Source organism: Meridianimarinicoccus roseus, from assembly GCF_003172915.1.
Taxonomy (GTDB): Bacteria; Pseudomonadota; Alphaproteobacteria; order Rhodobacterales; family Rhodobacteraceae; genus Meridianimarinicoccus; species Meridianimarinicoccus roseus.
The window spans coordinates 129,396-154,834 of record NZ_QGKU01000026.1; the positions used below are offsets into that span (position 1 = coordinate 129,396).

Genomic DNA, 25,439 nt, shown 5'->3' on the forward strand with positions numbered 1-25,439 from the left:
ATACGACGAAGTCGGAAAACAGGAAGAAAGCTGACATGGCAGGAAACAACGGAGGCCCCTGGGGCGGCGGTGGCGGAAACCGCCCGACCGGCGGAAACGGGGGCGGGGGTGACAACCGTGGCGGCGGGCGTCGGCCCGGCAATGGCGAGTCGCCCCAGATCCCCGAGATCGACGATCTCGTGCGCAAGGGGCAGGAGCAGCTGAAGGTGCTCATGGGCGGGCGCGGTGGCTTTGGCGGCGGGCGCGGCACCGGCGGCGGCGGGGGTGGCCCCAAGCTGAACCGCGGCACTATCGGCGTCGGGGTGCTGGCGCTGTTCGGGCTCTGGGTGTTCTCGTCTCTCTACACTGTGCGTCCGGAAGAACAGTCGGTCGAACTGTTTCTCGGCAAGTATTCGGCGACCGGCCAGCCGGGCCTGAACTTCGCGCCCTGGCCGCTGGTCAAGGCCGAGGTGATCCCTGTGACGCGCGAACAGTCGGAAACCATCGGCGACGGGCGCGGCGCGCTCGACAGCGGTCTGATGCTGACGACCGACGCGAACATCGTAGACATCGAATTCCAGGTCGTCTGGAACATCAATGATCCGGCGGCCTTCCTGTTCAACCTTGCCGATCCGCAGGCGACCGTGCGGTCCGTGGCTGAATCGGCGATGCGCGAGATCATCGCCCAATCGAACCTGTCGCCGATCCTCAACCGTGATCGTGGCCTGATCGAGGCGAACGCCCAGGACCTGATCCAGTCCACGCTGCAAAGCTACGACAGCGGCATCAACATCATCCGTGTCAACCTCGACCAGGCCGATCCGCCCGAAGAGGTGATCGATGCATTCCGCGAGGTGCAGGCCGCCGAACAGGAACGCGACCGCCTGCAGCGCCAGGCCGATGCCTATGCCAACCGCGTCCTCGCCGGCGCGCGCGGTGAAGCGGCGCAGATCCTCGAGGAGGCCGAAGCCTACCGGGCGGAGACGATCAACGCCGCGCAGGGTGAGGCCTCGCGCTTCACCGCGGTTCTGGGCGAATATCGCCTCGCGCCCGAAGTCACGCGAAAGCGTCTCTACCTTCAGACCATGGAAACGGTGCTGGGCGACATCGACAAGGTGATTCTTGACGACACGTCGGGGGGCAATGGCGGGCAAGGGGTCGTGCCCTATCTGCCGCTGAACGAATTGCGCCGCAACCAGCAGGCACAGGGGAACTGAGGCATGAAAAAGCTAACCTATCTGATACCTGTCGTTGTCGTCCTCGTGGCCGTGTTCCTGTCGTCGATCTTCATTGTTGATGAACGCGAAAAGGCACTCGTGCTGCAGTTCGGCCAGATCAAGCAGGTTCGAGAAGAACCGGGCCTCGCCTTCAAGGTTCCGCTGATCCAGGAAGTCGTGCGCTATGACGACCGTATCCTGTCACTTGACACCTCGCCGCTCGAAGTGACGCCGTCGGATGACCGGCGCCTGATCGTAGACGCCTTCGCGCGCTACCGTATCGCCGACGTGGTCCGGTTCCGTCAGGCCGTAGGTGTGGGCGGGCTGCGCGTCGCCGAGGACCGGCTGGCTGACATTCTGACGACCCAGACCCGTGAGGTTCTGGGCTCGGACGGGGTGACATCCAACACCATCCTGTCGCCGGAGCGGGCGAACCTCATGGTCCGGATCCGTGACCAGGCGCAGCAGCGGGCAGACGCGCTCGGGCTGCAGGTGGTGGACGTGCGACTGAAGCAGACCAACCTGCCGGACCAGAACCTTGAGGCGACCTTCGCCCGGATGCGCGCAGAGCGCGAACGCGAAGCGGCGGACGAGATCGCCCGCGGTAACGAGGCCGCGCAGCGGGTCCGCGCACAGGCCGACCGGACCGTGGTCGAGTTGACCTCCGAAGCGCGCCGCGAATCCGAGATCACCCGAGGCGAAGCTGACGCCGAAGCCAACGGGATCTATGCCGAAGCCTACGGTGCGGATGCGGAATTCTTCGAGTTCTACCGCTCGCTTACGGCCTATGAACGCGCATTGCAGGGCAGAAATTCGTCCATCGTGATGTCGCCCGACAGCGAGTTCTTCAACTACTTGAACGGCAGTTCGGGGCGGCAATGACGCTGTTGCTGGTCGCGCTCGCGGGCGTGCTGGTATTCGAGGGGCTGGTGCTTGCACTGGCCCCTTCGCGTCTTGATGATATCCTGCGCCTGCTTGCGGCCATACCGGCGGACCAGCGCCGGGTGATCGGGCTCGCCGCGCTGGCCTGCGGGGTTATACTGATCTGGATCGCACGGGGAATCAGCGGATGAGTGACGTGGCATGATTTGCAGGCCAGCCCTTGGAACCGGCGTGGCCATTGGCGCGCTTGCCCGATGCACCATTGCCCTTTGCACACTGGCAGGCGTGGCGGCGGCGCAGGCCCCCGGCGGCGGTGAGGCGCCGCGCTGGGTGACGGGTGTGAACGGGCTGGCCGCGCGCCAGCAATCCGCATCCATCGACGGCGGCGGCGACGTTGCGGTGACCCGCTATTTCGGCGGCCTGTCCGTCACGCGGCTTGGCGCATCGGGCGGGTCGGTCGGCGCCAGCATCGGTGCGGGCGGCGCCGATTACAGCTTCGGCGGCGCCGTTGCCGCGCCCTGGGGCGACATCCGCGACCGGCGCGTGTCGTTCAGCCTGCGCGCACCGCTGGGCCAGCGCGGCAGCGTGATCGTCGTGCCCAGCCTGCGCGAAAGCGCCGAGAACGGGGCGGAGCTGTCGGACGGGCGCACCTATGGCGGCTTCGCGGCAGTCTTCTGGCGGCTGTCCGACAGCTTCACAATCGGCCCCGGCATCGGTGTATTCAGCCGGCTGGAACGGGACCGGCAGATCTTTCCCTTCCTCGCCATCGACTGGGACATCACCGACCGGATCAACTTGTCCACCGGGCAGGGCGTGGGTGCAACGCAGGGGCCGGGCCTGTCGCTCAGCTACGCGGTGACGGATGCGCTGCGCGTCGGGGTCGCGGGCCGGATCGAAAGCGCCGAGTTCCGGCTGAACGATACCGGAACCGCGCCGGGCGGGGTGGGCGCGCATGACGCCTTCCCGCTGGTTGCCACGATCGGCTGGCAGCCCAATCCCGGGCTCAGCGCCAGCGCCTTCGCGGGCATGGAATACGGCGGCGAGCTGACGGTGCGCGATGCGCAGGGCGGGCTTGTGTCGCGCCGCGACTACGACTCCGCGCCGGTGTTCGGTGGACAGGTGTCGCTGCGGTTCTGACCGTGACGCCGATCGCGGGGCACGCGCGCGGCGTCACGATGGTGTGACAGTCGGCCCCCGCGCCTTGGATTTCACGGGCGGCTCTGCCCATATCTCCGGCAATGGTCCGCGCATCGCCGCGCCGGACCCTGACAATCGAAAGGATGACTGCAATGCGTTTGAGTGACCGAACCGAGTTGGGACGGATGCGCGCGGCTGTCGTGGCGCTTGGGCTTGGCGTTGCGATGACGCTCGGCCAGGCCGCGCCGGTGTTCGCGCGCGGCGCCCCCGAAAGCTTCGCCGATCTTGCCGAGCAGGTCAGCGACGCGGTGGTGAACATCACCACACAGACATCGGTCGCGGCTGCCGCCGACCGCTCGTTGCCGATGGTGCCCGAAGGGTCCCCGTTCGAGGACTTCTTCCGCGACTTCATGGACCGTAACGGTCCCGGGCAGGGGCCACAGCAGCGCCAGCGGCGTGGTGCCGCGCTCGGGTCGGGTTTCGTGATCTCGGAAGACGGCTACATCGTGACCAACAACCACGTCATCGAGGGCGCGGACGAAATCACGATCGAATTCTTCTCGGGCCGCGAACTGGCGGCGGAGGTGATCGGTACCGACCCCAACACCGACATCGCCCTGCTGAAAGTGGATAGCGACGAACCGCTTCCCTTCGTGCCCTTCGGCGACAGCAACGCCGCGCGCGTTGGCGACTGGGTGATGGCGATGGGCAACCCGCTGGGGCAGGGCTTTTCGGTCTCGGCCGGGATCGTGTCTGCCCGCGGTCGCGCGCTGTCGGGCAGCTATGACGACTACATCCAGACCGATGCGGCGATCAACCGGGGCAACTCGGGCGGGCCGCTGTTCAACATGGATGGCGCCGTGATCGGCGTGAACACGGCTATCCTGTCGCCCAATGGCGGGTCCATCGGGATCGGCTTCGCGATGTCTTCGGCCGTGGTCGTGCCGGTGGTCGAACAGCTTCAGGAGTATGGCGAGACGCGCCGCGGCTGGCTGGGTGTGCGCATCCAGAACGTCACGGACGAGTTGGCGGACGCGCTCGGGCTTGATGCCGCCGAGGGCGCGCTGGTGACCGACGTGCCCGAAGGGCCGGCCGCCGCCGCCGGAATGCGCTCGGGCGACGTGATCCTCAGCTTCGACGGCAACGAGGTCGCCGATACCCGCGAACTGGTACGCAATGTCGGCAACACCTCGGTCGGCAAGACGGTCCCGGTGACGGTGTTCCGCGACGGCTCGATCGAAACGCTGGACGTGACGCTGGGCCGCCGCGAGACGGCCGAAGCCGTGCCGGCCTCCGCTCCCGCGAACGAGCCGGTCCAGAGCGAACTGCTGGGCATGGAGGTCACGGGCCTGTCGGATGAACTTCGCGCGCAGCTTGACCTGCCGGAAGCCGCTTCGGGCCTCGTCGTGACCGATATCGACGAGGAAAGCGCCGCCTTCGACAAGGGCCTGCGCCGCGGTGACCTGATCACCGAAGCCGGGCAGGAAAAGGTGGCTTCGGCGGCCGATCTGTCGGGCGCGGTGGACGCCGCGCGCGAAGGGGGGCGCAAGTCGTTGCTGCTGCTGATCGAACGGGCGGGCGAGCCGCGCTTCGTGGCGCTGCCGATCGACGAATGACCGCGTATCCGTGCCCGCCTTGGGCGGGCCGGGCCCGGACGTGATGACATGATGGTTGGGGCGGCGCCTGCGGGTGCCGCCCTTTCCTTGTGCCGCGCCGCCCACCCGACGTCTGATCGGGCAGGAGCAGGGCGCGCGGTCAGTCGGCGAAATCGGGCGGCGGCGCGCGGCGATCCGGATAGGTGCGCCCCGGCTGGTCGCCCGCGCGGGCCTGCTCGGGGCGCAGCGCGGCGCTCGCTCCGTCCTGCGCGACCAGCCGGTCCAGCATGTACGAGATGTCCTCCACCTGCTCGGCGATGACATGGGTCACCGGCCCCTCGCATTGCAGCCGCCCGGTCACGCGCATCAGCCGCGCTGCGATCACGGCGCGGCGGAACGCCTCATAGACCTGCTTCCAGACGATCACGTTCACCGTGCCGGTCTCGTCCTCCAGCGTGACGAAGACGATGCCCTTCGCCGTGCCGGGCCGCTGTCGCAGCAGCACCAGCCCGGCCACCGCGATCCGTGCGCCGCTGGGCGGGCGATCCAGCCAGGCGGCGGGCAGTGCGGCGGGCGGGCGCGGCCAGGGTCGCCCCGGCGGCTGCGCGGGCGGAATGTCGAAGGTGCGGGGCAGGCGCTGATACATGAGAACAAAAATAGAACATATAACGCGCGACGCAAGCGGCGATCCGTCTCTGGAAAAAACCGGCGCGCTGGCCTATCTCGGGTCGGGACAACCTCTTGCCGCAGCGCACCACAGAAAGGGCAGACATGCCGAAGATCACCTATATCGAGCATAACGGAACCGAGCATGTGGTGGACGTGCCGCTGGGCCTGACCGTGATGGAAGGCGCGCGCGACAACGGCATTCCGGGGATCGAGGCCGATTGCGGCGGCGCCTGCGCCTGTTCGACCTGTCATGTCTACGTGGACCCCGCCTGGGTCGAGAAGCTGCCCCCCGTCGATCCGATGGAAGAGGACATGCTGGATTTCGCCTTCCAGCCCGACCCGAAGCGCTCGCGCCTGACCTGCCAGCTCAAGGTGACCGAGGCGCTGGACGGGCTGAAGGTGCAGATGCCCGAAAAGCAGATCTGACCGGCGTGACCGGGCGCCGCCGTCCGGATGCATCCGGCCCGCGGACGGTCCGGCCTGCGGGCGGGATGCGTCGGCTCGGTCTTGTGCTGGCGCTGGCCGCGACGGCGGCCTGCGCCGACGGGCCGCCCGCCGCGCCGCTGGTCGCCGCCTGGTTCGAGGCGCCGACCGACATATACCCCCATAACGTGCTCGGCGATCTGCGCCCGGCCTTCGTGCTGGCTGCGCGCGACGCGTCGGGCGGCGTGCACCGCATGGACCTGCGCGACATGCCCGGCGGACCCGCGGTGTTCGAGGATATCGCCCCGCGCGTCGCCGATGCCGACGGCGACGGCGCGCCCGACATCGTTGTGGTTGAGGCCGACACGCAACTCGGCGCGCAACTGGCCGTCTATGCCCTGCGCCGCGGCGCGCTGGTCAAGTCGGCGGCCACCCCGCATATCGGCACGCGCTTCCGCTGGCTCGCGCCCGTCGCCATCGCCGACCTGAACAGCGACGGGATCACCGATCTCGCCTATGTGGAAACCCCGCATATCGGCAAGCGCCTGCGCGTCTGGACCTACGCGCCCGGCGGGCTGACCGAGATCGCCGCGCTGGACGGACTGACCAATCACCGCATCGGCGACGAGGCGATCTTCGGCGGCTTGCGCGACTGCGGGACCGGCCCCGAAATGGTGCTGGCCGACGCGGGATGGACCCGTCTGATGGCCGTGCGCCTCGAGGGCAGCACGCTCACCGCCCGCGGGCTTGGCCCCCTGACAGACACTGCCGATTTCGACGCCGCGCTGGCCTGCGCCCGCTGATCCCCCTTGGCGCGGGGCGCGCCGCTGGCTAGGGTGGCGGTCCGTTTCCAGCATCGGTGAGACATGGCCCAGACGACAGACCCCGCAACTGCAAACCGCGTCGCCCGCCGCATCGCCGAGGACATCGCCGCCACGCCGCAACAGGTCGCCGCCGCGGTGGACCTGCTCGATGGCGGCGCGACCGTGCCCTTCGTGGCGCGCTATCGCAAGGAGGCGACGGGTGGGCTCGACGACACCCAGCTGCGGCGGCTCGCCGACAGGCTCGACTACCTGCGCGATCTTGAAGCGCGCCGCGCCGCGATCCTGTCCGGCATAGCCGAGCAGGGCAAGCTGACCCCCGATCTCGAAGCCAAGCTGAAGGCCGCGGACAGCAAGGCGGTGCTGGAAGACCTCTACCTGCCGTTCCGCCCCAAGCGGCGCACCCGCGCCATGATCGCGCGCGAAAACGGGCTGGAGCCTCTGTTGCAGGCGATCCGCGACGATCGGCGCGCCGAGCCTGCGGCGCTGGCCAGGGCCTTCGTGACCGAGGCCGTCCCCGACGCAGACGCCGCCCTTGTCGGCGCGCGCGACATCCTTGCCGAGACGCTGGCCGAGGACGCGGGCCTGCTGGGGCGGCTGCGCGATTACCTCAACCGCGAGGCGGTACTGACCGCCACCGTCGCCAAGGGCCAGGAAGAGGCCGGCGCGAAATACTCCGACTATTTCGCCCATACCGAACCTTACGCAAAGACCCCCGGCCACCGGGCGTTGGCGATGCTGCGCGGCGCACGCGAGAAGATCCTGAGCCTCGACATCGGCCCGGAGCCGGAGGCGGGCCTGCCGCGCGTTCAGGCTATGGTGCGCGCCGCCGTGCCGGTGCAGGGCGACAACGCGCCGGGTGATCGCTGGCTGGCCGCCGCCGCCGACTGGACGTGGCGGGTTAAGCTCTCGACCACGATGACGATGGACCTGCTGGGCGATCTGCGGGCCCGCGCTCAGGACGAGGCGATCGAAGTTTTCGCGCGCAATCTGAAGGCGCTGCTGCTCGCCGCGCCCGCCGGGGCCAAAGCCACGATGGGGCTCGATCCCGGCATCCGCACAGGCGTCAAGGTCGCGGTCGTGGACCCGACCGGCAAGCTGCTGGACACCGCCACAGTTTATCCGTTCCAGCCGCGCAAGGACGTGCAGGGCACGATGGCAGCTCTCTCGCATCTCATCGCGAAACACGGCGTCGCGCTCATCGCCATAGGCAACGGCACCGCCAGCCGCGAGACGGAAAAGCTGACCGCCGACCTGCTGGCCGGTCTGCCGGCCGCGACCCGCCCCGCCAAGGTCGTGGTGTCCGAAGCCGGGGCGTCGGTCTATTCCGCCTCCGAAGCGGCGGCGCGCGAATTTCCCGACCTCGACGTGTCGCTGCGCGGCGCCGTGTCCATCGCGCGACGGCTGCAGGATCCGCTTGCCGAACTGGTCAAGATCGATCCCAAGGCGATCGGTGTCGGCCAGTATCAGCATGACGTGGACCAGCATCGCTTGTCCCGCGCGCTCGACGGCGTGGTGGAGGACGCGGTGAATGCGGTTGGCGTGGACCTGAATACCGCCTCGGCGCCGCTGCTGGCGCATGTCTCCGGGCTTGGCCCCGCGCTGGCCGAAGCGGTGGTGGCGCATCGCGACACGCATGGGGCGTTCGCCAGCCGCCGCGCGCTGAAGGACGTGCCGCGCCTCGGGCCGCGCGCCTATGAACAATGCGCGGGGTTCCTGCGCATCGCGGGCGGGGCCGAACCGCTCGACGCTTCCGCCGTGCACCCCGAAGCGTATGGCCTCGCGCGGCGCATCGTGAAGGCCTGCGGGCGCGATTTACGCAGCGTTATGGGCGATGCGGCGGCGCTGTCCGCGCTCGACCCGGAAGATTTCGTGACCGAGGATTTCGGGCTGCCCACCGTGCGCGACATCCTCGCCGAACTGGCCAAGCCGGGCCGCGACCCGCGCCCCGCCTTCGTGACGGCGAAATTCGCTGACGGTGTGGAAAGCATCACCGACCTCAAGCCGGGAATGCGGCTGGAGGGCACGGTCACGAACGTGGCCGCCTTCGGCGCCTTCGTCGATATCGGTGTGCACCAGGACGGACTTGTCCATGTCAGCCAGTTGGCCGATCGCTTCGTGAAGGACCCGCACGAGATCGTCAAACCCGGTGACGTGGTGTCCGTCCGCGTGACCGAGGTGGATGTCCCACGCAAGCGCATCGGTCTGAGCATGAAGCGCGAGCAGTCCGAGGGCGGGGCGGGCAGGGCGGCCGGCCCCGGTGGCGGCCGTCCGGACCGCGGCGATGGCAGCCGACGCGGCAATGGCGGCGGCAAGCCCGGTGGCAAACCGGGTGGCAAGCCCGGCCCGAAGCAGGACAGCCCCGGCGCACTGGGCGCGGCCCTGCTCGATGCGCTGAAGCCCCGCTAGGTCTTTCCCGCGCGCGCTGCGTGCGGCAAGCCGGGTGACACAGGGGGCTGCTGTGCGGGGCGCAAGGCATTCCGCGCCGTTGGCCCGCGCCCGCCCGGTCCGCATCGATCCGGCCGGGGCCTTCCATCCCGCGCCGCTGCGGAGTAGGCAGGCAGCAACATGCCCGGCGCGGGCCCAGGTCAGGGGAACAGGCGATGTCCTTCTTCAAGAAGCTCAAGTCGAAGATGTTCAAATCCTCCTCGCGGATCGAGGAAGGCATGGACGCGATCATCGACGCAGGCGAGGACGTGGCCGAGGCGCCCGAAGCGCCGCCCGCGCCTGCTCCGCAGCCCGAACCGCGGCCCACCGCGCCGCCCGAAGCGCTGCCCGAACCGACCAGCCCGATGCCGCCGCCCGCCGCGCCCGCCCCGCGTCCCGCCGCGCCCGCGCCGGCACCCTCTGCCGATCCCGCCGCCGCCGGGGCTGCGCCGACCGCAGCCGACGATCCCGCCCCGCGTCGCGGCCTTCTCGCACGCCTTACGGGGCGCGCCGCACCGGGCCCCGCCGCCCCGCGCCGCGCGCTCGACGACGAGATGCTCGAACAGATCGAGGAACTTCTGATCGCCGCCGACATGGGCGTCGACACCGCCATGCGCGTGACCGCCGCGATGGCGCAGGGCCGCATGGGCACGCGCGTCTCGGCGCAGGAATTGCGCGCCCTGATGGCCCGCGAAATCGCGGCGATCATGGAAAATGTCGCCAAACCCCTGCCGATCTACAACAAGCGCCCGCAGGTCGTGCTGGTCGTCGGTGTCAACGGTTCCGGCAAGACCACCACCATCGGCAAGCTCGCCAGCCAGTTCAAGGCGGCGGGCAAGTCCGTCGTCATCGCCGCGGGCGACACCTTCCGCGCCGCCGCCGTCGAACAGCTTCAGGTCTGGGGCGATCGCGCCGGCGTTCCCGTGCTCACCGCGCCGGAAGGCTCCGACCCCGCCAGCCTTGCCTTCGACGCCATGACCAAGGCCGAGGCCGAGGGTGCGGACCTGCTGATGATCGACACCGCGGGACGGCTCCAGAACCGCGCCGACCTGATGGAGGAACTGTCCAAGATCGTCCGCGTCATTCGCAAGAAGGACCCTGAGGCGCCCCACAACACGCTCCTCGTGCTCGACGCCACCACCGGCCAGAACGCCCTGCGCCAGGTCGAGATCTTCCAGAACATCGCCGACGTCTCCGGCCTCGTGATGACCAAGCTCGATGGTACCGCCAAGGGCGGCGTGCTGGTCGCGCTCGCCGACAAGTTCGGCCTTCCGATCCATGCCATCGGCGTTGGCGAACAGATCGACGATCTGCAACCCTTCGACCCCGAGGATTTCGCCGCCGCGCTCACCGGGCTCGACACCGGCGACTGAAGCAAGCTCAGCCCGCCCCTTCCGGCCCCGGCGCGTCCGGCCACCACGGTCTGGCGGGCAAAGGATCGCTCGGGCCGTGGCGCGTGGTTTCGGCAGCCTGCCGCGCTGCGCCGTCCGCCAAGGCAACCGCACGCGACGGACCGGGGCCGGCGCTGCTGCCGCTCTCGGGCGTCGGGCTCGCGGTCCTGCACCGCCGCCGCAACTGACCCGAAGGGGGGGCGACGCGGGCCTTGCACCCGTCTGCGGCGCGGCTATGACTGCGCCGCGAAAGGCGGGCCATGTCGGACTTCTTCCTCTCCCTCGAAGGCACTCCGGAGGCGGAGGGCGTGGCCGCGGCGCTGGCGCTGCTGGCAGCTTTCCTTCATGCCGTGTTCGGCGCGATCCAGAAGGGCCGCCACGATCCCTGGCTGTCCCGCGGCGCGATCGATGCCAGCTATGGGCTGATGGCGGCCCCCGTCGCACTGCTGGTCACCCCCTGGCCCGAGCCGCACATGTGGCCCGTCTTCGCGGGCATGGTGGCGATCCACGCGGGCTACAAACTGCTGCAGGCGCAAGCCTATTCGCGCGGGGCCTTCACCGTGGTCTACCCGGTGGTGCGCGGCACCGGGCCGGTCTTCACCGTGATCGGCGCATGGCTGATCTTCGGAGAGGTCTTCACCCCCCTGCAATGGGCCGGTCTGGCCGTGCTGCTGGCGGGGATCTTCGGGCTTGCCGCCTACAACCTGCGCCATGTCACGCTCGACCGCGACACGCTGGTCGCGGCGCTGGGGCTGGCCGTGGCGACCGGGGGCTTCGTCGCCGCCTACACGACCTATGACGCGTGGGGCATTAGGCAGACGGCGGACCCGTTCACGTTCCTCGCGTGGTTCTTCCTGCTGGACGGGCTGTTGATGCCGGTCATCGCGCTGCGCCGCTGGCGTCGGATGGAGGCCCGCCCGGCCCTCGGCCCGCTCGCCCTGCGCGGAGGGATCGGCGCGGTGGTCGCGGTCTTCTCCTTCGGGTCGATCATGCTGGCCACGCGCGTGGGATCGGTGGGCGAGGCTGCGGTCCTGCGCGAGACCTCCACCGTCTTCGCCGCGCTGATCGGCTGGCTGGCGCTGAAAGAAACGGTCGGCCCCCGCCGCATCGCCCTGATGACACTCATCGCGGCAGGCGCGGTGGTGGTGGAACTGGGGCGCTAGGGGCGCGTACAATCGCCGGGCGTCGCTGCCAAACGATAAGCCGTCTCGGGCCGCCAGCGCGGCCCCCAATTTCGTGCACCAGCCCCTGAAAAACCTTGACCAAACGTTAACATCGGTAGAAATTCTCAGTTAACAGAAGAAACCAGTTTTGCCAGTGAAGGAAATTTCATGATTCGCAGTTCCACATCGGCCGCAGCCCTATGCGCGGCTCTTCTCGCAGCAAATGCTGCCTCCGCGATCACCCTGAGCAATGGAAGCGGCGACGGCAGCGTGATCGCCGAGGTATCCGAGTACGGCCAGATCTTCTCGGCCTCGTTCGACCCCATCGGGCCGGTTGGCTCCGGGTCGACCGTCTACGACTCGTACGTCTCTTCCAGTCTGGGCTCCCTTGTCAGTGACCTTGAATCGCTCGTGAACGACGCCGGGACGTCCGCATCCATCCTATCGCAAAGCGACACGCAGCTGCGTACGCGTTTCTCCGTCAATCAGCTCGAGTTCACGCTGACGCAAACACTGTCCAACGCCTTGTCGAGTAGCAGCGTCGTGACCGGGTCCGTGCTCACTCAGGAATTTGCCATTCGCAACCTGACCAATGTGCCGGTTTCCTTCGACATGTTTCGCTACATGGATGGCGACCTCTATCTGACGGACCAGACGCTCGACGACGGCGGCGGTGTGATCCAGGCGGGCGGTCAGGTGCTGCCGTATCAGACCGATCTTCTCGACGGCCAGACAGCCGAGAACACCTTTCTGGGGATCACGGCAACCGGTGGAAACCCCGTCACCTCTGGACGGTTCAGCGTGAATGATTGCTGCGGACTCGATCTGCCGCTCGACGACATGGTCGAGAACGATTTCGACAACGATGGTGTCATCGACCAAGCTTATGATGTCACGCTCGCCCTGCGCAACACGTTCGTGGTGCCGGTGAATGCGACCCAAACCTACACGACAACAACCATCTGGGGCAGCGGCGAAGTGCCGACACCGGGGTCGTCGGAAAACCTTCCGCTTCTGCCGGACAACACGACGATGGTTGGAAATATCCCCGTCTGGACATTCGAGATCCCGGTGGTCAGTGTGACCGAACCCGTCTGGATCGACCCGATCGTCGCCGTTGGCTACACCTATACGGTGACGGGCAATGCCTTCGCCGCCGTGATCGCGCCAAGCTTGGCAACCATTCCGGATAGCGACGGGACCTATACCATCTCCTTTGACGGGATGACCGTCGATATCCTGGCGGGCGAGACATATTTCTTCGCAACCCCGGTCACATCCTTCACCTTGACCGGTATCGATATCGGCCTCGACATTGATCCGCTTGACCCTCTGGCCTTTCCGACGGGCGTGATCTTCGCCACGCTCGGCACGGCGACCGTGACCCAGACACCCATAACGGTCGAAACAAGCACGCCGCCGATCCCGCTGCCCGCGTCGGTTTTCCTGATGCTCGGCGGCATCGGAGCGTTGCCGATCCTGCGCAAGCTGCGGTCCGCCTGACAATCTGGCAGGTCTCGCAAGCCTTGTTACACCGGAACCCGGATAGTATCCGGGTTTCGATCTTTCTGGGGAACGGTATGCGCAGTGTGACGGTGGTCTTGTGTTTGTTTCTGGCGCCCGGTGTCGGGCACGCAGCGTCGGTCGGCGGCGAATTCAACGTGGACGGCCCTGGCGCACAAAACTGTTCCCTGTTCGTCGAGGCGGTGGACCAGGCCGATGCGGCAAGCCTGACGGCTTTCTCCGCCTGGACAGAGGGTTTCGTGACAGGGGTCAACGTGTTTCGCGATGAAACCTACGACGTGACACCGTGGCAAACCCCGCAATTGATCCTGTCGAAAATGGCTGCGTTCTGCCGCGAGAATCCCGATGTGCCCTATGTCAACGGGCTGGGGAGGCTGATTTCGGTCCTGATGCCAAACCGACAGACGGAACCGTCTCCGATCATTCAGGTCCGCTATGACGGGCAGGCCGTGGCCTTGCCGACCTGGGTGCTGAATGAAGCGCGTCGCGCCCTCGAAGCCGTGACGGACGGGGGGGCGTTGCCGACGGCACCCGATGGGTTCGACGATGCCTTTGCCGAACGTCTCAAGTCCTTTCAGGCGGCAGAAGGCCTGCCACGGACCGGGCTGCCCGATCAGGCCACCCTCAACAGGCTTTTCCCCTGAAACTTGCTTGCGCGCGACCATCGCGGCGGTCCGCCTTCCACAAGGCAGCCGGTCGGCTGACATGCCCTAGGGGCCGGACCTTGGCAGCGTCGTAACTGGCCTTGGGCGGGTCCATACCGTCCGACCGCCATCAACACCAAGCCCACCTCGGCGAAGGCTGCTCGCCCCGCCGACTTTGCGGCGGCGACCGCGATTTCATCCCGACACGCCCGATCCGCGGCTGCCACAACCCGTGCCGGCTCCGTGCGGCCCGCGCCTCTCGCGCTTGCGCCCGACCGCCTGAGTCCTATGGGAGTCATATGCGATTCATATGCGAATCCTACACCGGGGTTCCGGCCCCTCTGGCAGCGCAGCGCCGGATGGGCTAGGTGCTCGGTAACGGCGGCGAGGGGTGACCATGACGGGCAAGACAGACAACGCAGTGCTGAAGCAGGTGCTTGAACTCGGGCCGGTGCTGGCCTTTCTTGCGGGCTATGTTTACCTTCGCGAACAGACGGTTAGCATTGGCGGGCGCGACTATGACGGCTTCATCGTCATCACCGGGCTGTTCATTCCGCTGCTCATCGCCTCCAACGCCGCGCTGTGGAAGCTGACCGGCAAGGTTTCCCGGATCCAGATCCTGACGCTGGTGATGGTCGTGGTGTTCGGCGGCCTGACCGTCTGGCTCAACGACGAACGCTTCTTCAAGATGAAAAGCACCATTGTTTTCAGTATCTTCGCGGCACTTTTGGGCATCGGGCTGGCGCGCGGACAGTCCTGGCTGGAGTTCGTTCTGGACGGTGCGATCCCCATGTCGCACGCCGGATGGATGGCACTGACGCGGCGGCTGACCGCCTTCCTTGTCGCGATGGCCGTCGCCAACGAATTGATCTGGCGCAGTTTTTCGACAGATGTCTATGTCGCGTGGGACACGTTCGGACAGATGGGCGCGATGTTCGCGTTTTTCATCAGCCAGTCCGGCCTGATGAACCGTCATTGGCAGGACGACGACGACAAGACAGCCTAAGTCGCTGGGACGGCTTATTTTTTACGGAACATCGCCGATCCCGCCGCCGCCTTCGCGTCGCCGCTGCGTTTCTCTGACAAAAGCGCCCGCCCACGCTGTACCCCCGGCCGCGCTGCGCAGGCTGCCAGCCACCGCGCCAAGTGCGGCTTGTCGTCCAGCGTTTGCTGCTGGCCTTCCCACAGCGACGCCCAGCCCCAGCAGGCCATGTCCGCGATGCTGAAGAAATTTCCCGCAACCCATTGATGTTCCGCCAACCTCCGCTCAAGCACCCGGTATAGCCGCGCGGTTTCGTTGCGGTAGCGGTCCTTGGCGTAGGGCAGGTCTTGCGGGGGGTCCATTGCAGGCGCGTATTTCAGGAAATGGTGTGCCTGTCCCGCCATCGGGCCCAGCCCGCCCATCTGCCACATAAGCCATTCTTCCACCGCGATCCGTTCCCGCGCCGTGTCGCCCATGAACCGCCCCGTCTTGCGCGCAAGATAAAGCAGGATCGCGCCGCTTTCGAACACCGACACCGGCGCGCCGTCCGGCCCGTCCGGATCGATGATCGCCGGCATCCGGTTGTTCGGCGCGATCTTCAGGAATGCCGGGTCGAACTGGTCACCCTTGCCGATGTCGATCGGCTGAACGGTGTAGGGCAGGCCCATCTCCTCAAGCGCGATGGAGACTTTCCATCCGTTGGGCGTCGGCCAGTAGAACAATTCGATCGGCGGGGTCATGGCAGGCTCCTGTCAATTGGGCCCAGCATCACTGCCCTGCCACCAGGCGCAAGTGGACCTACGTGACTGTGACCGCGCTGCGCGGCGATCGGGCGCGTTCGCTTGACTGTTCACCGGGGCTGGTCTAGCGCGAGGCTGTCCGCAAGACGGGAGAACCCACGCCATGCCCGACGATCAGAAACGGCCCGACCCGCGCCCGGCCCGCGCGACCCGCACGAAACTGGTGCATGACGGCATCCGCCGCAGCCAGTACGGCGAGGTGTCCGAGGCGATGTTCCTGACACAGGGCTTTGTGTATGACACGGCCGAGCAGGCCGAGGCGCGGTTTCTCAAGGCCGGGGAAGACGAATTCATCTATGCCCGCTACGGCAACCCGACCGTGCGCATGTTCGAAGATCGGATCGCGGCGCTGGAAGGGGCGGAAGATGCCTTCGCCACCGCATCGGGCATGGCGGCTGTCAACGGCGCGCTGTGTTCCATGCTTCAGGCGGGCGACCACGTCGTATCGGCGCGGGCACTGTTCGGCTCGTGCCTTTACATCCTCGAAGAGGTGCTGACGCGCTACGGGGTGCAGGTCACCTTCGTGGACGGAACCGACCTGGACCAGTGGCGCGCTGCGGTGCGCGCCGGCACAAAGGCGGTGTTTCTCGAAGCGATTTCCAACCCGACGCTGGAGGTGATCGACATCGCCGCCGTGTCCGAAATCGCCCATGCGCACGGTGCGATGGTACTGGTGGACAATGTATTCGCGACGCCGATCCTGCAACGCTCGCTCGACCTGGGAGCTGATGCGCTGATCTATTCCGCGACCAAGCATATTGACGGGCAGGGGCGGGTGCTGGGGGGCGTGATCCTCGGCACGGTCGAGTTCATCCGCAAGACCGTGGAACCCTACATGAAGCATACCGGCGGTTCCATGAGCCCGTTCAATGCCTGGGTGCTTCTCAAGGGGCTAGAAACGATGGACCTGCGGGTGCGTGCACAGGCCGCCACGGCGCAGCAGCTTGCGGCGGCGCTGGCAGGTCATCCCGCGCTGGAGCGTGTCATCTTCCCCGGCCTGCCGGACCATCCCCAGCACCTGCTGGCGACACGGCAGATGGAAGGCGGCGGCACCGTGCTGTCGATCGATGTCGCGGGCGGGCGCGATGCCGCGTTCCGCGTTCTGAACGCGCTGGAGATTTTTACAATCTCGAACAACCTCGGCGATGCAAAAAGCATTGTCACCCATCCGGCCACGACCACGCACCAGCGCCTTCCTGACGAAACGAAGGCAGCTCTCGGCATCACGCCGGGCCTGATCCGCATTTCCTGCGGGCTGGAGGATCCGAACGATCTTCTGGCCGATCTGCGCGATGCGCTGGATCTGATCTGACGGCGCCTGTCTGGCGTATCTCTTCGGTAACTGGACAAAGAAACCGCGCAGACCATGTATGGATTGTCGCAGTTGAGGAGAGCCGCAAGATGAACATTCATTCGCCCGTTCTGGACCGTGACCTGACGCGCGAGGACGCAGCCCAAGCCCTTGCCGTTCTCCGGCGCTGGGCTGGGCAGGCGACCGAGGCCGAGGTCGAAACGCTGGATCCGGCTGTCAAGCGGCTTGCCGCTGCGCCGGAGCCGGGCAGTTACCCGGACCTTTCGCGCTTCTACCCCGAGGATTTCGCTGTCACCCCCGACTACAAGGCGGCGCTGCCTGATCTTCAGAACGGGCCTGCCAGCCTGATCAAGGGCGCCCGTCAGCAGATTCAGCATGTGGGGATTTCCAATTTCCGCCTGCCGATCCGCTTTCGCACCCGCGACAACGGCGATCTGACGCTCGAGACGAGCGTGACCGGCACCGTGAGCCTGGAGGCCGAGAAAAAGGGCATCAACATGTCCCGCATCATGCGCACATTTTATGGCCATGCCGAGAAGACCTTCAGCTTCGGCGTGATCGAGGCGGCGCTGGACGACTACAAGACTGACCTCGAAAGCTTCGATGCCCGCATTCAGATGCGGTTCTCCTTCCCGGTGAAAGTGCCAAGCTTGCGGTCTGGGCTGGCAGGGTACCAGTATTACGACATTGCGCTGGAGTTGGTGGAAAGCGCGGGAGTGCGCAAGCGGATCGTGCATCTTGACTACGTCTATTCCTCGACTTGCCCCTGTTCGCTGGAACTGTCCGAACATGCCCGCAGCACGCGCGGACAACTGGCCACGCCGCATTCGCAGCGGTCGGTCGCGCGGGTATCGGTGGAACTGGACGAAGCGGCGGGCACGCTTTGGTTCGAGGACCTTATCGAGATGTGCCGCGCCGCCGTGCCGACGGAGACGCAGGTAATGGTGAAGCGCGAGGACGAACAGGCCTTTGCGGAACTTAATGCGGCCAACCCGATCTTCGTGGAAGATGCGGCACGCCTGTTCTGCGCGCAGCTTCTCGGCGACCCGCGCATCGGCGATTTTCGGATCGTCGCAAGCCATCAGGAAAGCCTGCACAGTCACGATGCGGTCAGCGTGCTGACGGAAGGCGCGACCTTCGCATCCGAAAGCCTTGATCCGCGTCTGTTCGGGACGCTGTTTCACATCGGCTAGACGGGTTTGAAAGGATCTGGTTCCTGAAGGGATCGGGCGGAGCTTCGTTCGATCCCTTTTCCAAACTGGAAAAATTCTTGCCAGAAGCCGGTCAGACCCCTTTACTGAGAACGTGGAACAAAAACGCGTCATCTCCGTTCCTCGTGGAAGGTAGATTGTGGGTTTAAAAAAAATGACAGCTAGATCCACACGGCCATTGACCGCGCTTTATCATCTCCAGTGCGATGAGATGAATCGGCAGCCCTTGATCGAGGTGCTGAAAGGTATTGCGTCGAGCTACGACGAATTACCCGCCTTGCGCCATTTCGCGGCTGGAGAGTCGCGTACCAGGCCGGGCTCATTCTTGATGTTCGGCAAGTGGACGAGTGAACAGGCGTTCCTCGATGCGGGCCGCGAGCCGCTGATGACGGGACAACGCGAAGCGCTTATGAACTTGACGACGGTCAAGACGCGCGACCTGCTTTGGCCGCTCGGGCATCTTGAACGCCCTCCAGAGGCACGCGGTGCCCCCCCGCGTGTCATGGTGTCGACGACGATGGTGGCGAAGAAGGACAAGGTGGAATGCCTGCCTGCTTTCCTTGAGAACGCGCGCGGCCAGATTTTCAAATGGCCGGGAAACCGGCTCATTGAAAATGGTCAGAATTTCGCCGGCCCCGATTTCTTTCACGGCTACGGAGAGTGGGACAGTCTGGAGGCGCTGGATGCCTATATGAACAGTCCCGAGATCAACGATTTCTTCGAGCCTCTCAAGGGCAAGCTCGTGTCACAGACGCTCGATGTGCTGGACGTGGTCGCCTTTGCAGAAGACTGAGCGGGGCCAGCCTACCGGCCCGCGTGTATCAAGTCATGGATGAATCCTAGCTTCCGTTCCACAGCATCGGACAACACGAACGGATATAGGTCTGGCTGCCCCATGGAGCGGTTGATCGCATTCATTGCGACTGTCAGCGGCACCCAGTCCTCCAAGGTTTCGGCCAGTGTGCCCCGTCGGTACGGGTCGGTATCCATCTCGACATCGCCGCCGGTGCGGTCGCGGAGCGACATCCCGAAGGCGTGGGCGGTTTCCGAACTGTCCACGATGTGGATGTAGTGCGCCCAGGTCTCGGCAAAATCCTCCCAGGGGTGGGCGGAGGCGTAGCTGCTGATGAAGCTGTCGCGCCAGTCCGGTCGCGGCCCCTGCGCGTAGTGCCGCTTGAGCGCTTCGCCATAATCCTGCCGGTCATCCCCGAACAGGTCGCGGAACGAGTCCAGCCGCCCGGCATCGCGCACGAGCACCTGCCAGTAATAATGGCCGACCTCGTGGCGCATGTGACCGATGAGCGTACGATAGGGTTCACCCATCGCGGTCCGCCGCGCCTCGCGTTCGGCATCGTCGCCTTCGGCGATGTTCAGCGTCACAAGCCCGTCGGCATGGCCGGTCAGCACCGAAGGGGCGTCGGGCGCAGCGCTGTCTGCCAGGAAGTCGAATGCGAGACCGTCCGGCACCTCGTCGCTGCGCAGCGGATGGGGCAGGCCCCAGCGCAGCAGGGAATAGAAGAGATACCGCTTGGCCTGTTCGATGGCCCGCCAGTTCGCCACTTTGCCGGGATCGGATGTGTCGGGAATGGTCCGGTTGTGCATGCAGGCTGGGCAGAACTTCGTACCGTCCCGCGCCAGCCAGTTACAGCCCGCAACGTCCCGGTTGGCACAGGGGCGCGGCGACTGCGTATCGCGCGAAAGCGCGGCGAAGCGGATAGCATCGCTGTCAAAGGCCAGCGCCGCCTCGCAGGACAGGCACACGGAATTGTCGAAATGGACTTCCTTGCGGCACACGGGGCAGGAGAAACGTTTCATCGGACAGCTTTCGCGGGAAAGGACTCGGGTTGTTCCTGCATCGCACAGACGGGCGGGAACGCAAGGGCAGGCCGCGCTTGACACCGCCCCGCGCCGTGCCCATGGCTTTGCCATGATTGATTTCAGGCCCGTGGGATATGTGATCGGTTTTCTCGTCGCAGTGCTGGGCACGACCATGATCGTGCCGGTGATCATCGACCTGCGGCAGGGCAACGGCAACTGGGTCGCGTTCGTGGAAAGTGCGGCGATCAGCATCGGGATCGGCGGCGCGATGGCGATTTCCTGCGCCAACAGCACGCGCGAGAAGCTCTCGCTGCAGCAAATCTTCCTCCTGACCTCGGGTGTGTGGGTGGTGTTGCCAGTGTTCGGCGCGCTGCCCTTCTGGATCGGCGAGACGGATGCGGATTTCGTCGATGCCTTTTTCGAGGCGATGTCCGGGCTGACCACCACCGGGTCCACCGTTCTGAGCGGGCTCGACGGAATGTCGGAGGGCGTGCTGCTGTGGCGCGGGATGCTGCAATGGTTCGGCGGGGTCGGCATCATCGTCGTGGCGATGGTTTTCCTGCCTGAACTGGGCGTCGGCGGCATGCAGATCTTCAAATCCGAAGGGTTCGAGACGGACGGCAAGATCCTGCCACGTGCGCGGGCGATCGCGGCGCAGATATCTGTGATCTACCTTGCGTTGACAGTGGGCTGTGCGATGCTTTACGCGGCGCTGGGGATGGCTGGGTTCGACGCGCTGGTGCATGCGATGACGACCGTGTCCACGGGTGGTTTTTCCAATTACGATGCATCTTTCGGGCGGTTCGACGCTGCGCTGCACTATGTGTGCACGCTGTTCATGGTCCTCGCTGCACTGCCGTTCGTGCGTTACGTGCAGATCGTCGGCGGCCATACCGGGCCGTTGCTGCGCGACAGGCAGATCCGCACCTTCCTTGTGATCATCGGCATCGTGACGCTGGCGCTGACGCTGTACCTGTGGAAGGCCGACGGCATGAGCGAGCTGTCGTTCCGAGAGGCGTTGTTCAACTCGGTTTCGGTGATTACGGGAACGGGCTATGCCAGCGCCGACTACGGCGGCTGGGGCGCCTTCCCGGTTGCGGTGATCTTTTTCACCGGCCTGATCGGCGGGTGCGCAGGATCGACGGCCTGTTCGATCAAGGTGTTCCGCTATCAGCTTTTGTTCGCATCGCTGCGGGCGCAGATCCGACGCATCCATTCGCCCAACGCGATCTTCGTGCCGCGCTATGACGGCCGGCCGGTGTCGGACGCTGTGCTGTCGTCCGTGATGGTGTTCTTCGTGACCTTCATCCTGCTTCTGGGGCTGTTCTCGGTCGCGTTGGGGCTGACTGGGCTCGACGTGCTGACCTCGGTGTCGGGGGCGGCGACGGCGATCGCCAATATCGGGCCGGGCCTCGGGCCGATCATCGGGCCGACCGGCAATTTTGCCACCCTGAACGATACCGCGAAATGGCTTTTGTGCGCCGCGATGTTGCTGGGGCGGCTGGAATTGCTTGCGGTACTGGTGATCCTGACACCGGATTTCTGGCGCGACTGACCTGTTCTGCAGCCGCTCCCTGGCGGGACTTGGCGTTGCTCCCGGTCAGGCCGGGGGCGGTTGTGCCCGGCAGCGGGCCGGGCCGATTGACCCCGCCCGCGCGCTTGCCTATGCAAGCCGCGACTACCAAGCCGGAGAGCCCGATGCCCGCACCGACCCGCCCCGACAGCTTCCAGGACATCATCCTGCGGCTTCAGACTTACTGGGCGGCGAAGGGCTGCGCGGTGCTGCAACCCTATGACATGGAAGTGGGGGCGGGCACCTTCCATCCCGGCACCACGCTGCGCAGCCTCGGAAGCCGACCCTGGACGGCCGCCTACGTACAACCCTCGCGGCGGCCCACCGACGGACGCTATGGCGAGAACCCGAACCGGCTGCAGCACTACTACCAGTTCCAGGTGCTTATCAAACCCAGTCCGCCCGACCTTCAGGACCTGTATCTCGGCAGTCTCGAAGCCATCGGCATCGACATGGATCTGCATGACATCCGCTTCGTTGAGGACGACTGGGAAAGCCCGACGCTGGGCGCCTGGGGGCTCGGCTGGGAGGTCTGGTGCGATGGCATGGAAGTCTCGCAGTTCACCTACTTCCAGCAGGTCGGCGGGCATGAATGTCGTCCCGTGTCGGGCGAGCTGACCTATGGTCTCGAACGGCTGGCGATGTACGTGCTGGGCATCGATCACGTGATGGACATGCCGTTCAACAGCCCCGCCGCGCCGATCCCGCTCACCTATGGCGACGTGTTCCGGCAGGCCGAAGAGGAATACTCGCGCTACAATTTCGACGTGGCTTGCACCGAGACGCTGCTGGCGCAGTTCAAGGACGCCGAGAAGCAATGCCTTTCCATCCTCGCAGAGCCGCAGGACGACCCCAAGACCGGCAAGCGGATCGTGATGGCGCAGCCCGCCTATGATCAGTGCATCAAGGCGTCGCACCTGTTCAACCTTCTGGACGCGCGGGGCGTGATCTCGGTCACGGAACGGCAGGCCTATATCGGGCGCGTGCGCGCGTTGGCCAAGGCCTGCGCCGACGCCTTCGTGCAGACCGGCGCGGCCGGGGCCGCGGCCTGATGGGCAAGATCCTTGCGGCCTTCATCGTTGTGACCGCTTTGGTTGCCGGGGCGGGCATGTACTACCTGCAGGTCTACGCGTTCTACGAGGACGTCAGCGCACGCGAGGCAGTGATCCGCCTGACGCCGCGCGCGGCCGGTGCGCCTGAAGCGATCGGCGCGCGCGACATCAGCGCCATCGATGCGGACAGCAGCCCGATCCGCTTCCGGGCCTGCTTTCGCAGCGATGTCCCGCCCGAAGTGCTGGCCGAAAACTTCCGCGCCTATCCCGACGCCGAACCGCTGACCGCGCCGGGCTGGTTCGATTGCTTCGATGCCGAGGAGATCGGCACCGCCCTGGAAAGCGGCGCCGCGCTTGCATTCCTCGGCACGTCCGACATCACCTATGGCATCGACCGCGTCATCGCCGTGCTGCCGGATGGGCGCGGCTTTGCCTGGCACCAGATCAACAGCTGCGGCGAGGTGGTCTTCGACGGCCAGCCCGTCCCCGATGGCTGTCCCCCACCACCCGAAAGCGACTGACCCCATGCCCGACCTTCTGATCGAACTCTTTTCCGAGGAAATTCCCGCGCGGATGCAGGCGCGGGCGGCGGCGGACCTGCAAAGGCTGGTGACCGACGGCGTGGTCGAGGCCGGTCTGACATATGCCGGCGCGCGCGCCTTCGCCACGCCGCGCAGGCTAGCACTGACGGTGCAGGGGCTGACCGCGCAAAGCCCAACCACCCGTGAGGAACGCAAGGGGCCGCGGGTCGATGCCCCGGACAAGGCGATCGAGGGGTTCTGCAAGTCGGTGGGCGTTTCGCGCGGCGACCTGGAGGTGCGGGACGACAAGAAGGGGCAGGTTTATTTCGCTATACTGACGCGCGAGGGACGGCCCGCCGCGCAGATCGTCGCCGAGGTGCTGGAGGCCGCGATCCGCAACTTCCCTTGGCCGAAATCCATGCGCTGGGGCGCGGGGGATCTGCGCTGGGTGCGCCCGCTGCATTCGATCCTGTGCATCCTAAGCGACGAGGCCGGGGCCGAGGTGGTCCCGCTCGAGGTCGGGGGAATCGTCGCAGGAGCAGTCACCCGCGGCCATCGATTCATGGCGCCGGAGCCGTTTTCCGTCGCCTCTTTCGAGGACTACGCGGCGAAGTTGAAGCGTGCCAATGTGTTGCTCGACCCGGAGGAGCGCGCCGGGCAGATCTGGCACGATGCGGGCAACGCGGCCTTTGCGCAGGGGCTGGAACTGGTCGAGGACCAAGGCCTGCTGGCTGAGGTCGCTGGTCTGGTGGAATGGCCCGTGGTGCTGATGGGAGAGATCGACGCTGCGTTCCGGGGGCTGCCCCCGGAAGTGCTCAAGACCTCCATGAAGGAGCACCAGAAGTTCTTCTCGGTGCGCAATGCGGCCGAGGGTGGGCAGATCACGCATTTCGTGACCGTCGCGAACCGCGAGACGGCGGATGACGGCGCGACGATCCTTGCGGGCAACCGCAAGGTCCTGTCGGCGCGGCTGTCGGATGCGCGGTTCTTCTGGGAGAACGACCGCCGCATCGCGGAGTCCGGGATGGGCGCGTGGCTGGAGACGCTCGAGAACGTGACGTTCCACGCCAAGCTGGGATCGCAGGCGGACCGGATCGCACGCATCGCGGCATTGGCGCGGGAGCTTGCGCCGGTGGTCGGTGCCGATGCGGACGCGGCCGAGCAGGCGGCGAAGCTGGCCAAGGCTGATCTGGCGTCCGAGATGGTCTATGAGTTCCCTGAACTTCAGGGCGTGATGGGTCGGTATTACGCTGCGATGGCTGGCGCGTCGGCCGAGGATGTGGCGGCGGCGGCGCAGGAGCATTACGCGCCGCTGGGCCCGTCCGATGCGGTGCCGACCGCGCCTGTGTCGGTCGCCGTGGCGCTGGCCGACAAGATCGACATGCTGACCGGGTTCTGGGCGATCGACGAGAAGCCGACCGGGAGCAAGGACCCCTTCGCCCTCCGCCGCGCCGCGCTGGGGGTGATCCGGCTGGTGCTGGATAATGGAGTGCGAATTAGCCTCAAGGATGTGACAGGAAAGCAATCTGATTTCGTTGTCCTAGATATTGTTTCGAACAAGCACAAAGCAGATGAGCAAGCTGATGCTTTGAACGCGGCGCGAAAATACCTTGCCAAGGCACGCGCTACCACAAACCGAAATATGACTGCTATTTCGGCCGCCGAGAGCGCAGTAAGAGAGCTAGAAATAGACGCCCGCAATACTGTTAATGAAGTAACCAGCGCTCTTCAGAACCTTAAGACTCTTCCGGTCGAACTCATCTCGTTTCTCCATGACCGTTTAAAGATTTTCTTGCGCGACAAGGGCGTTCCCCATGACGTGATTGACGCCTGCCTTGCCATGCCGGGCGCCGACGACCTCACGCTGCTGGTCAAGCGGGCCGAGGCGCTGGCGGCATTCCTGAAGACCGAGGCCGGTGAAAACCTGATCCAGGGGTTCAAGCGTGCCAACAACATCCTGACGCAGGCCGAAGAGGCGGACGGGGTGGAGTATTCCTTCGGTCCCGACGCCAAGCTTGCGGAAACCGACGAGGAACGCGCGCTCTTCGCCGCGCTCGAGCGCGAGGGCGCCGCGATCTCCTCGGCCATCGAGGCCGAGGATTTCGCGTCGGCCATGCGGGGCATGGCCTCCCTCCGCCAGCCCATAGACGGGTTCTTCGAGGCGGTGCAGGTCAACGCGCAGAGCCAGATCGTGCGGCGCAACCGGCTGAACCTGCTGCACCTGATCCGCGCCACCTGTCTGCAGGTCGCCGACCTGACCCGGCTAGCGGGCTGAACGGACGCGAAGCGCCCTTTTCA

At 66.1% G+C, this 25,439-nt stretch carries 23 protein-coding genes; 20 read left to right on the forward strand and 3 right to left on the reverse strand.

Annotation, left to right across the window (positions count from 1 at the left end):
- Positions 1-35: 35 nt before the first annotated feature.
- From hflK to DKT77_RS06540, 5 genes are all read left to right on the forward strand, one after another.
- Positions 36-1,196: an FtsH protease activity modulator HflK gene (gene hflK, locus DKT77_RS06520; protein ID WP_109810906.1), complete on the forward strand. Its 1,161-nt coding sequence runs from the start codon at positions 36-38 to the stop codon at positions 1,194-1,196.
- A gap of 3 nt (positions 1,197-1,199) precedes the next feature.
- The gene (hflC, locus tag DKT77_RS06525; RefSeq protein WP_109810907.1) at positions 1,200-2,078 is read left to right on the forward strand and encodes a protease modulator HflC; all 879 of its coding nucleotides are present in this window, start codon (positions 1,200-1,202) and stop codon (positions 2,076-2,078) included.
- On the forward strand, positions 2,075-2,269 hold the full coding sequence (locus DKT77_RS06530; protein WP_109810908.1) for a DUF2065 family protein: 195 nt from the start codon (positions 2,075-2,077) through the stop codon (positions 2,267-2,269). The genes hflC and DKT77_RS06530 overlap by 4 nt, the downstream gene beginning before the upstream one ends.
- Before the next feature lie 10 nt (positions 2,270-2,279).
- Positions 2,280-3,215, forward strand: coding sequence for a hypothetical protein (locus DKT77_RS06535; RefSeq protein WP_109810909.1), 936 nt, complete (start codon positions 2,280-2,282; stop codon positions 3,213-3,215).
- Between the two features lie 143 nt (positions 3,216-3,358).
- Positions 3,359-4,831, forward strand: coding sequence for a DegQ family serine endoprotease (locus tag DKT77_RS06540; protein WP_420798297.1), 1,473 nt, complete (start codon positions 3,359-3,361; stop codon positions 4,829-4,831).
- Positions 4,832-4,970: 139 nt separating this feature from the next.
- Here the strand turns inward: DKT77_RS06540 and DKT77_RS06545 are convergent, their stop codons facing one another.
- Positions 4,971-5,456 (reverse strand): OB-fold nucleic acid binding domain-containing protein, encoded by a 486-nt coding sequence (locus DKT77_RS06545; protein ID WP_109810910.1) that lies wholly within the window; start codon positions 5,454-5,456, stop codon positions 4,971-4,973.
- 125 nt (positions 5,457-5,581) lie between these two features.
- Between DKT77_RS06545 and DKT77_RS06550 the strand changes: the two genes are divergently transcribed.
- From DKT77_RS06550 to DKT77_RS06585, 8 genes are all read left to right on the forward strand, one after another.
- Positions 5,582-5,905, forward strand: coding sequence for a 2Fe-2S iron-sulfur cluster-binding protein (locus DKT77_RS06550; RefSeq protein WP_109810911.1), 324 nt, complete (start codon positions 5,582-5,584; stop codon positions 5,903-5,905).
- A 65-nt stretch (positions 5,906-5,970) separates the two neighbouring features.
- On the forward strand, positions 5,971-6,705 hold the full coding sequence (locus tag DKT77_RS06555; protein WP_109810912.1) for an FG-GAP repeat domain-containing protein: 735 nt from the start codon (positions 5,971-5,973) through the stop codon (positions 6,703-6,705).
- Positions 6,706-6,768: 63 nt separating this feature from the next.
- Positions 6,769-9,132, forward strand: coding sequence for a Tex family protein (locus DKT77_RS06560; RefSeq protein WP_109810913.1), 2,364 nt, complete (start codon positions 6,769-6,771; stop codon positions 9,130-9,132).
- Between the two features lie 194 nt (positions 9,133-9,326).
- On the forward strand, positions 9,327-10,523 hold the full coding sequence (ftsY, locus tag DKT77_RS06565; protein WP_109810914.1) for a signal recognition particle-docking protein FtsY: 1,197 nt from the start codon (positions 9,327-9,329) through the stop codon (positions 10,521-10,523).
- A 278-nt stretch (positions 10,524-10,801) separates the two neighbouring features.
- A complete protein-coding gene (locus DKT77_RS06570; protein ID WP_109810915.1) occupies positions 10,802-11,704 on the forward strand; it encodes an EamA family transporter in 903 nt (300 codons plus the stop codon).
- Positions 11,705-11,974: 270 nt separating this feature from the next.
- On the forward strand, positions 11,975-13,207 hold the full coding sequence (locus tag DKT77_RS06575) for a VPLPA-CTERM sorting domain-containing protein (RefSeq protein WP_238547723.1): 1,233 nt from the start codon (positions 11,975-11,977) through the stop codon (positions 13,205-13,207).
- 104 nt (positions 13,208-13,311) lie between these two features.
- Positions 13,312-13,872 (forward strand): peptidoglycan-binding domain-containing protein, encoded by a 561-nt coding sequence (locus tag DKT77_RS06580; protein WP_238547724.1) that lies wholly within the window; start codon positions 13,312-13,314, stop codon positions 13,870-13,872.
- Positions 13,873-14,269: 397 nt separating this feature from the next.
- The gene (locus DKT77_RS06585; protein WP_109810965.1) at positions 14,270-14,878 is read left to right on the forward strand and encodes an inner membrane-spanning protein YciB; all 609 of its coding nucleotides are present in this window, start codon (positions 14,270-14,272) and stop codon (positions 14,876-14,878) included.
- Between the two features lie 14 nt (positions 14,879-14,892).
- Here the strand turns inward: DKT77_RS06585 and DKT77_RS06590 are convergent, their stop codons facing one another.
- The gene (locus DKT77_RS06590) at positions 14,893-15,594 is read right to left on the reverse strand and encodes a glutathione S-transferase N-terminal domain-containing protein (RefSeq protein WP_109810918.1); all 702 of its coding nucleotides are present in this window, start codon (positions 15,592-15,594) and stop codon (positions 14,893-14,895) included.
- Between the two features lie 163 nt (positions 15,595-15,757).
- Here DKT77_RS06590 and metZ point away from each other — a divergent pair, with 163 nt between their 5' ends.
- The 3 genes from metZ to DKT77_RS06605 all read left to right on the forward strand — a co-directional run bounded on the left by metZ (position 15,758) and on the right by DKT77_RS06605 (position 18,970).
- On the forward strand, positions 15,758-16,966 hold the full coding sequence (gene metZ / locus DKT77_RS06595) for an O-succinylhomoserine sulfhydrylase (RefSeq protein WP_109810919.1): 1,209 nt from the start codon (positions 15,758-15,760) through the stop codon (positions 16,964-16,966).
- An 89-nt stretch (positions 16,967-17,055) separates the two neighbouring features.
- Positions 17,056-18,159, forward strand: a complete 1,104-nt coding sequence (folE2, locus tag DKT77_RS06600) for a GTP cyclohydrolase FolE2 (protein WP_109810920.1) — start codon at positions 17,056-17,058, stop codon at positions 18,157-18,159.
- Between the two features lie 253 nt (positions 18,160-18,412).
- Positions 18,413-18,970, forward strand: a complete 558-nt coding sequence (locus tag DKT77_RS06605; RefSeq protein WP_338016071.1) for a putative quinol monooxygenase — start codon at positions 18,413-18,415, stop codon at positions 18,968-18,970.
- 11 nt (positions 18,971-18,981) lie between these two features.
- Here the strand turns inward: DKT77_RS06605 and DKT77_RS06610 are convergent, their stop codons facing one another.
- On the reverse strand, positions 18,982-19,992 hold the full coding sequence (locus DKT77_RS06610) for a zinc-binding metallopeptidase family protein (RefSeq protein WP_109810922.1): 1,011 nt from the start codon (positions 19,990-19,992) through the stop codon (positions 18,982-18,984).
- A 112-nt stretch (positions 19,993-20,104) separates the two neighbouring features.
- On the opposite strand from DKT77_RS06610, the gene DKT77_RS06615 reads away from it, so the two are divergent.
- The 4 genes from DKT77_RS06615 to glyS all read left to right on the forward strand — a co-directional run bounded on the left by DKT77_RS06615 (position 20,105) and on the right by glyS (position 25,416).
- Positions 20,105-21,550, forward strand: coding sequence for a TrkH family potassium uptake protein (locus DKT77_RS06615; RefSeq protein ID WP_109810923.1), 1,446 nt, complete (start codon positions 20,105-20,107; stop codon positions 21,548-21,550).
- A 143-nt stretch (positions 21,551-21,693) separates the two neighbouring features.
- Positions 21,694-22,620: a glycine--tRNA ligase subunit alpha gene (locus DKT77_RS06620; protein WP_109810924.1), complete on the forward strand. Its 927-nt coding sequence runs from the start codon at positions 21,694-21,696 to the stop codon at positions 22,618-22,620.
- The gene (locus tag DKT77_RS06625) at positions 22,620-23,141 is read left to right on the forward strand and encodes a DUF6446 family protein (protein WP_109810925.1); all 522 of its coding nucleotides are present in this window, start codon (positions 22,620-22,622) and stop codon (positions 23,139-23,141) included. The genes DKT77_RS06620 and DKT77_RS06625 overlap by 1 nt, the downstream gene beginning before the upstream one ends.
- 4 nt (positions 23,142-23,145) lie before the next feature.
- Positions 23,146-25,416, forward strand: a complete 2,271-nt coding sequence (gene glyS, locus DKT77_RS06630; RefSeq protein ID WP_109810926.1) for a glycine--tRNA ligase subunit beta — start codon at positions 23,146-23,148, stop codon at positions 25,414-25,416.
- Positions 25,417-25,439: the final 23 nt, after the last annotated feature.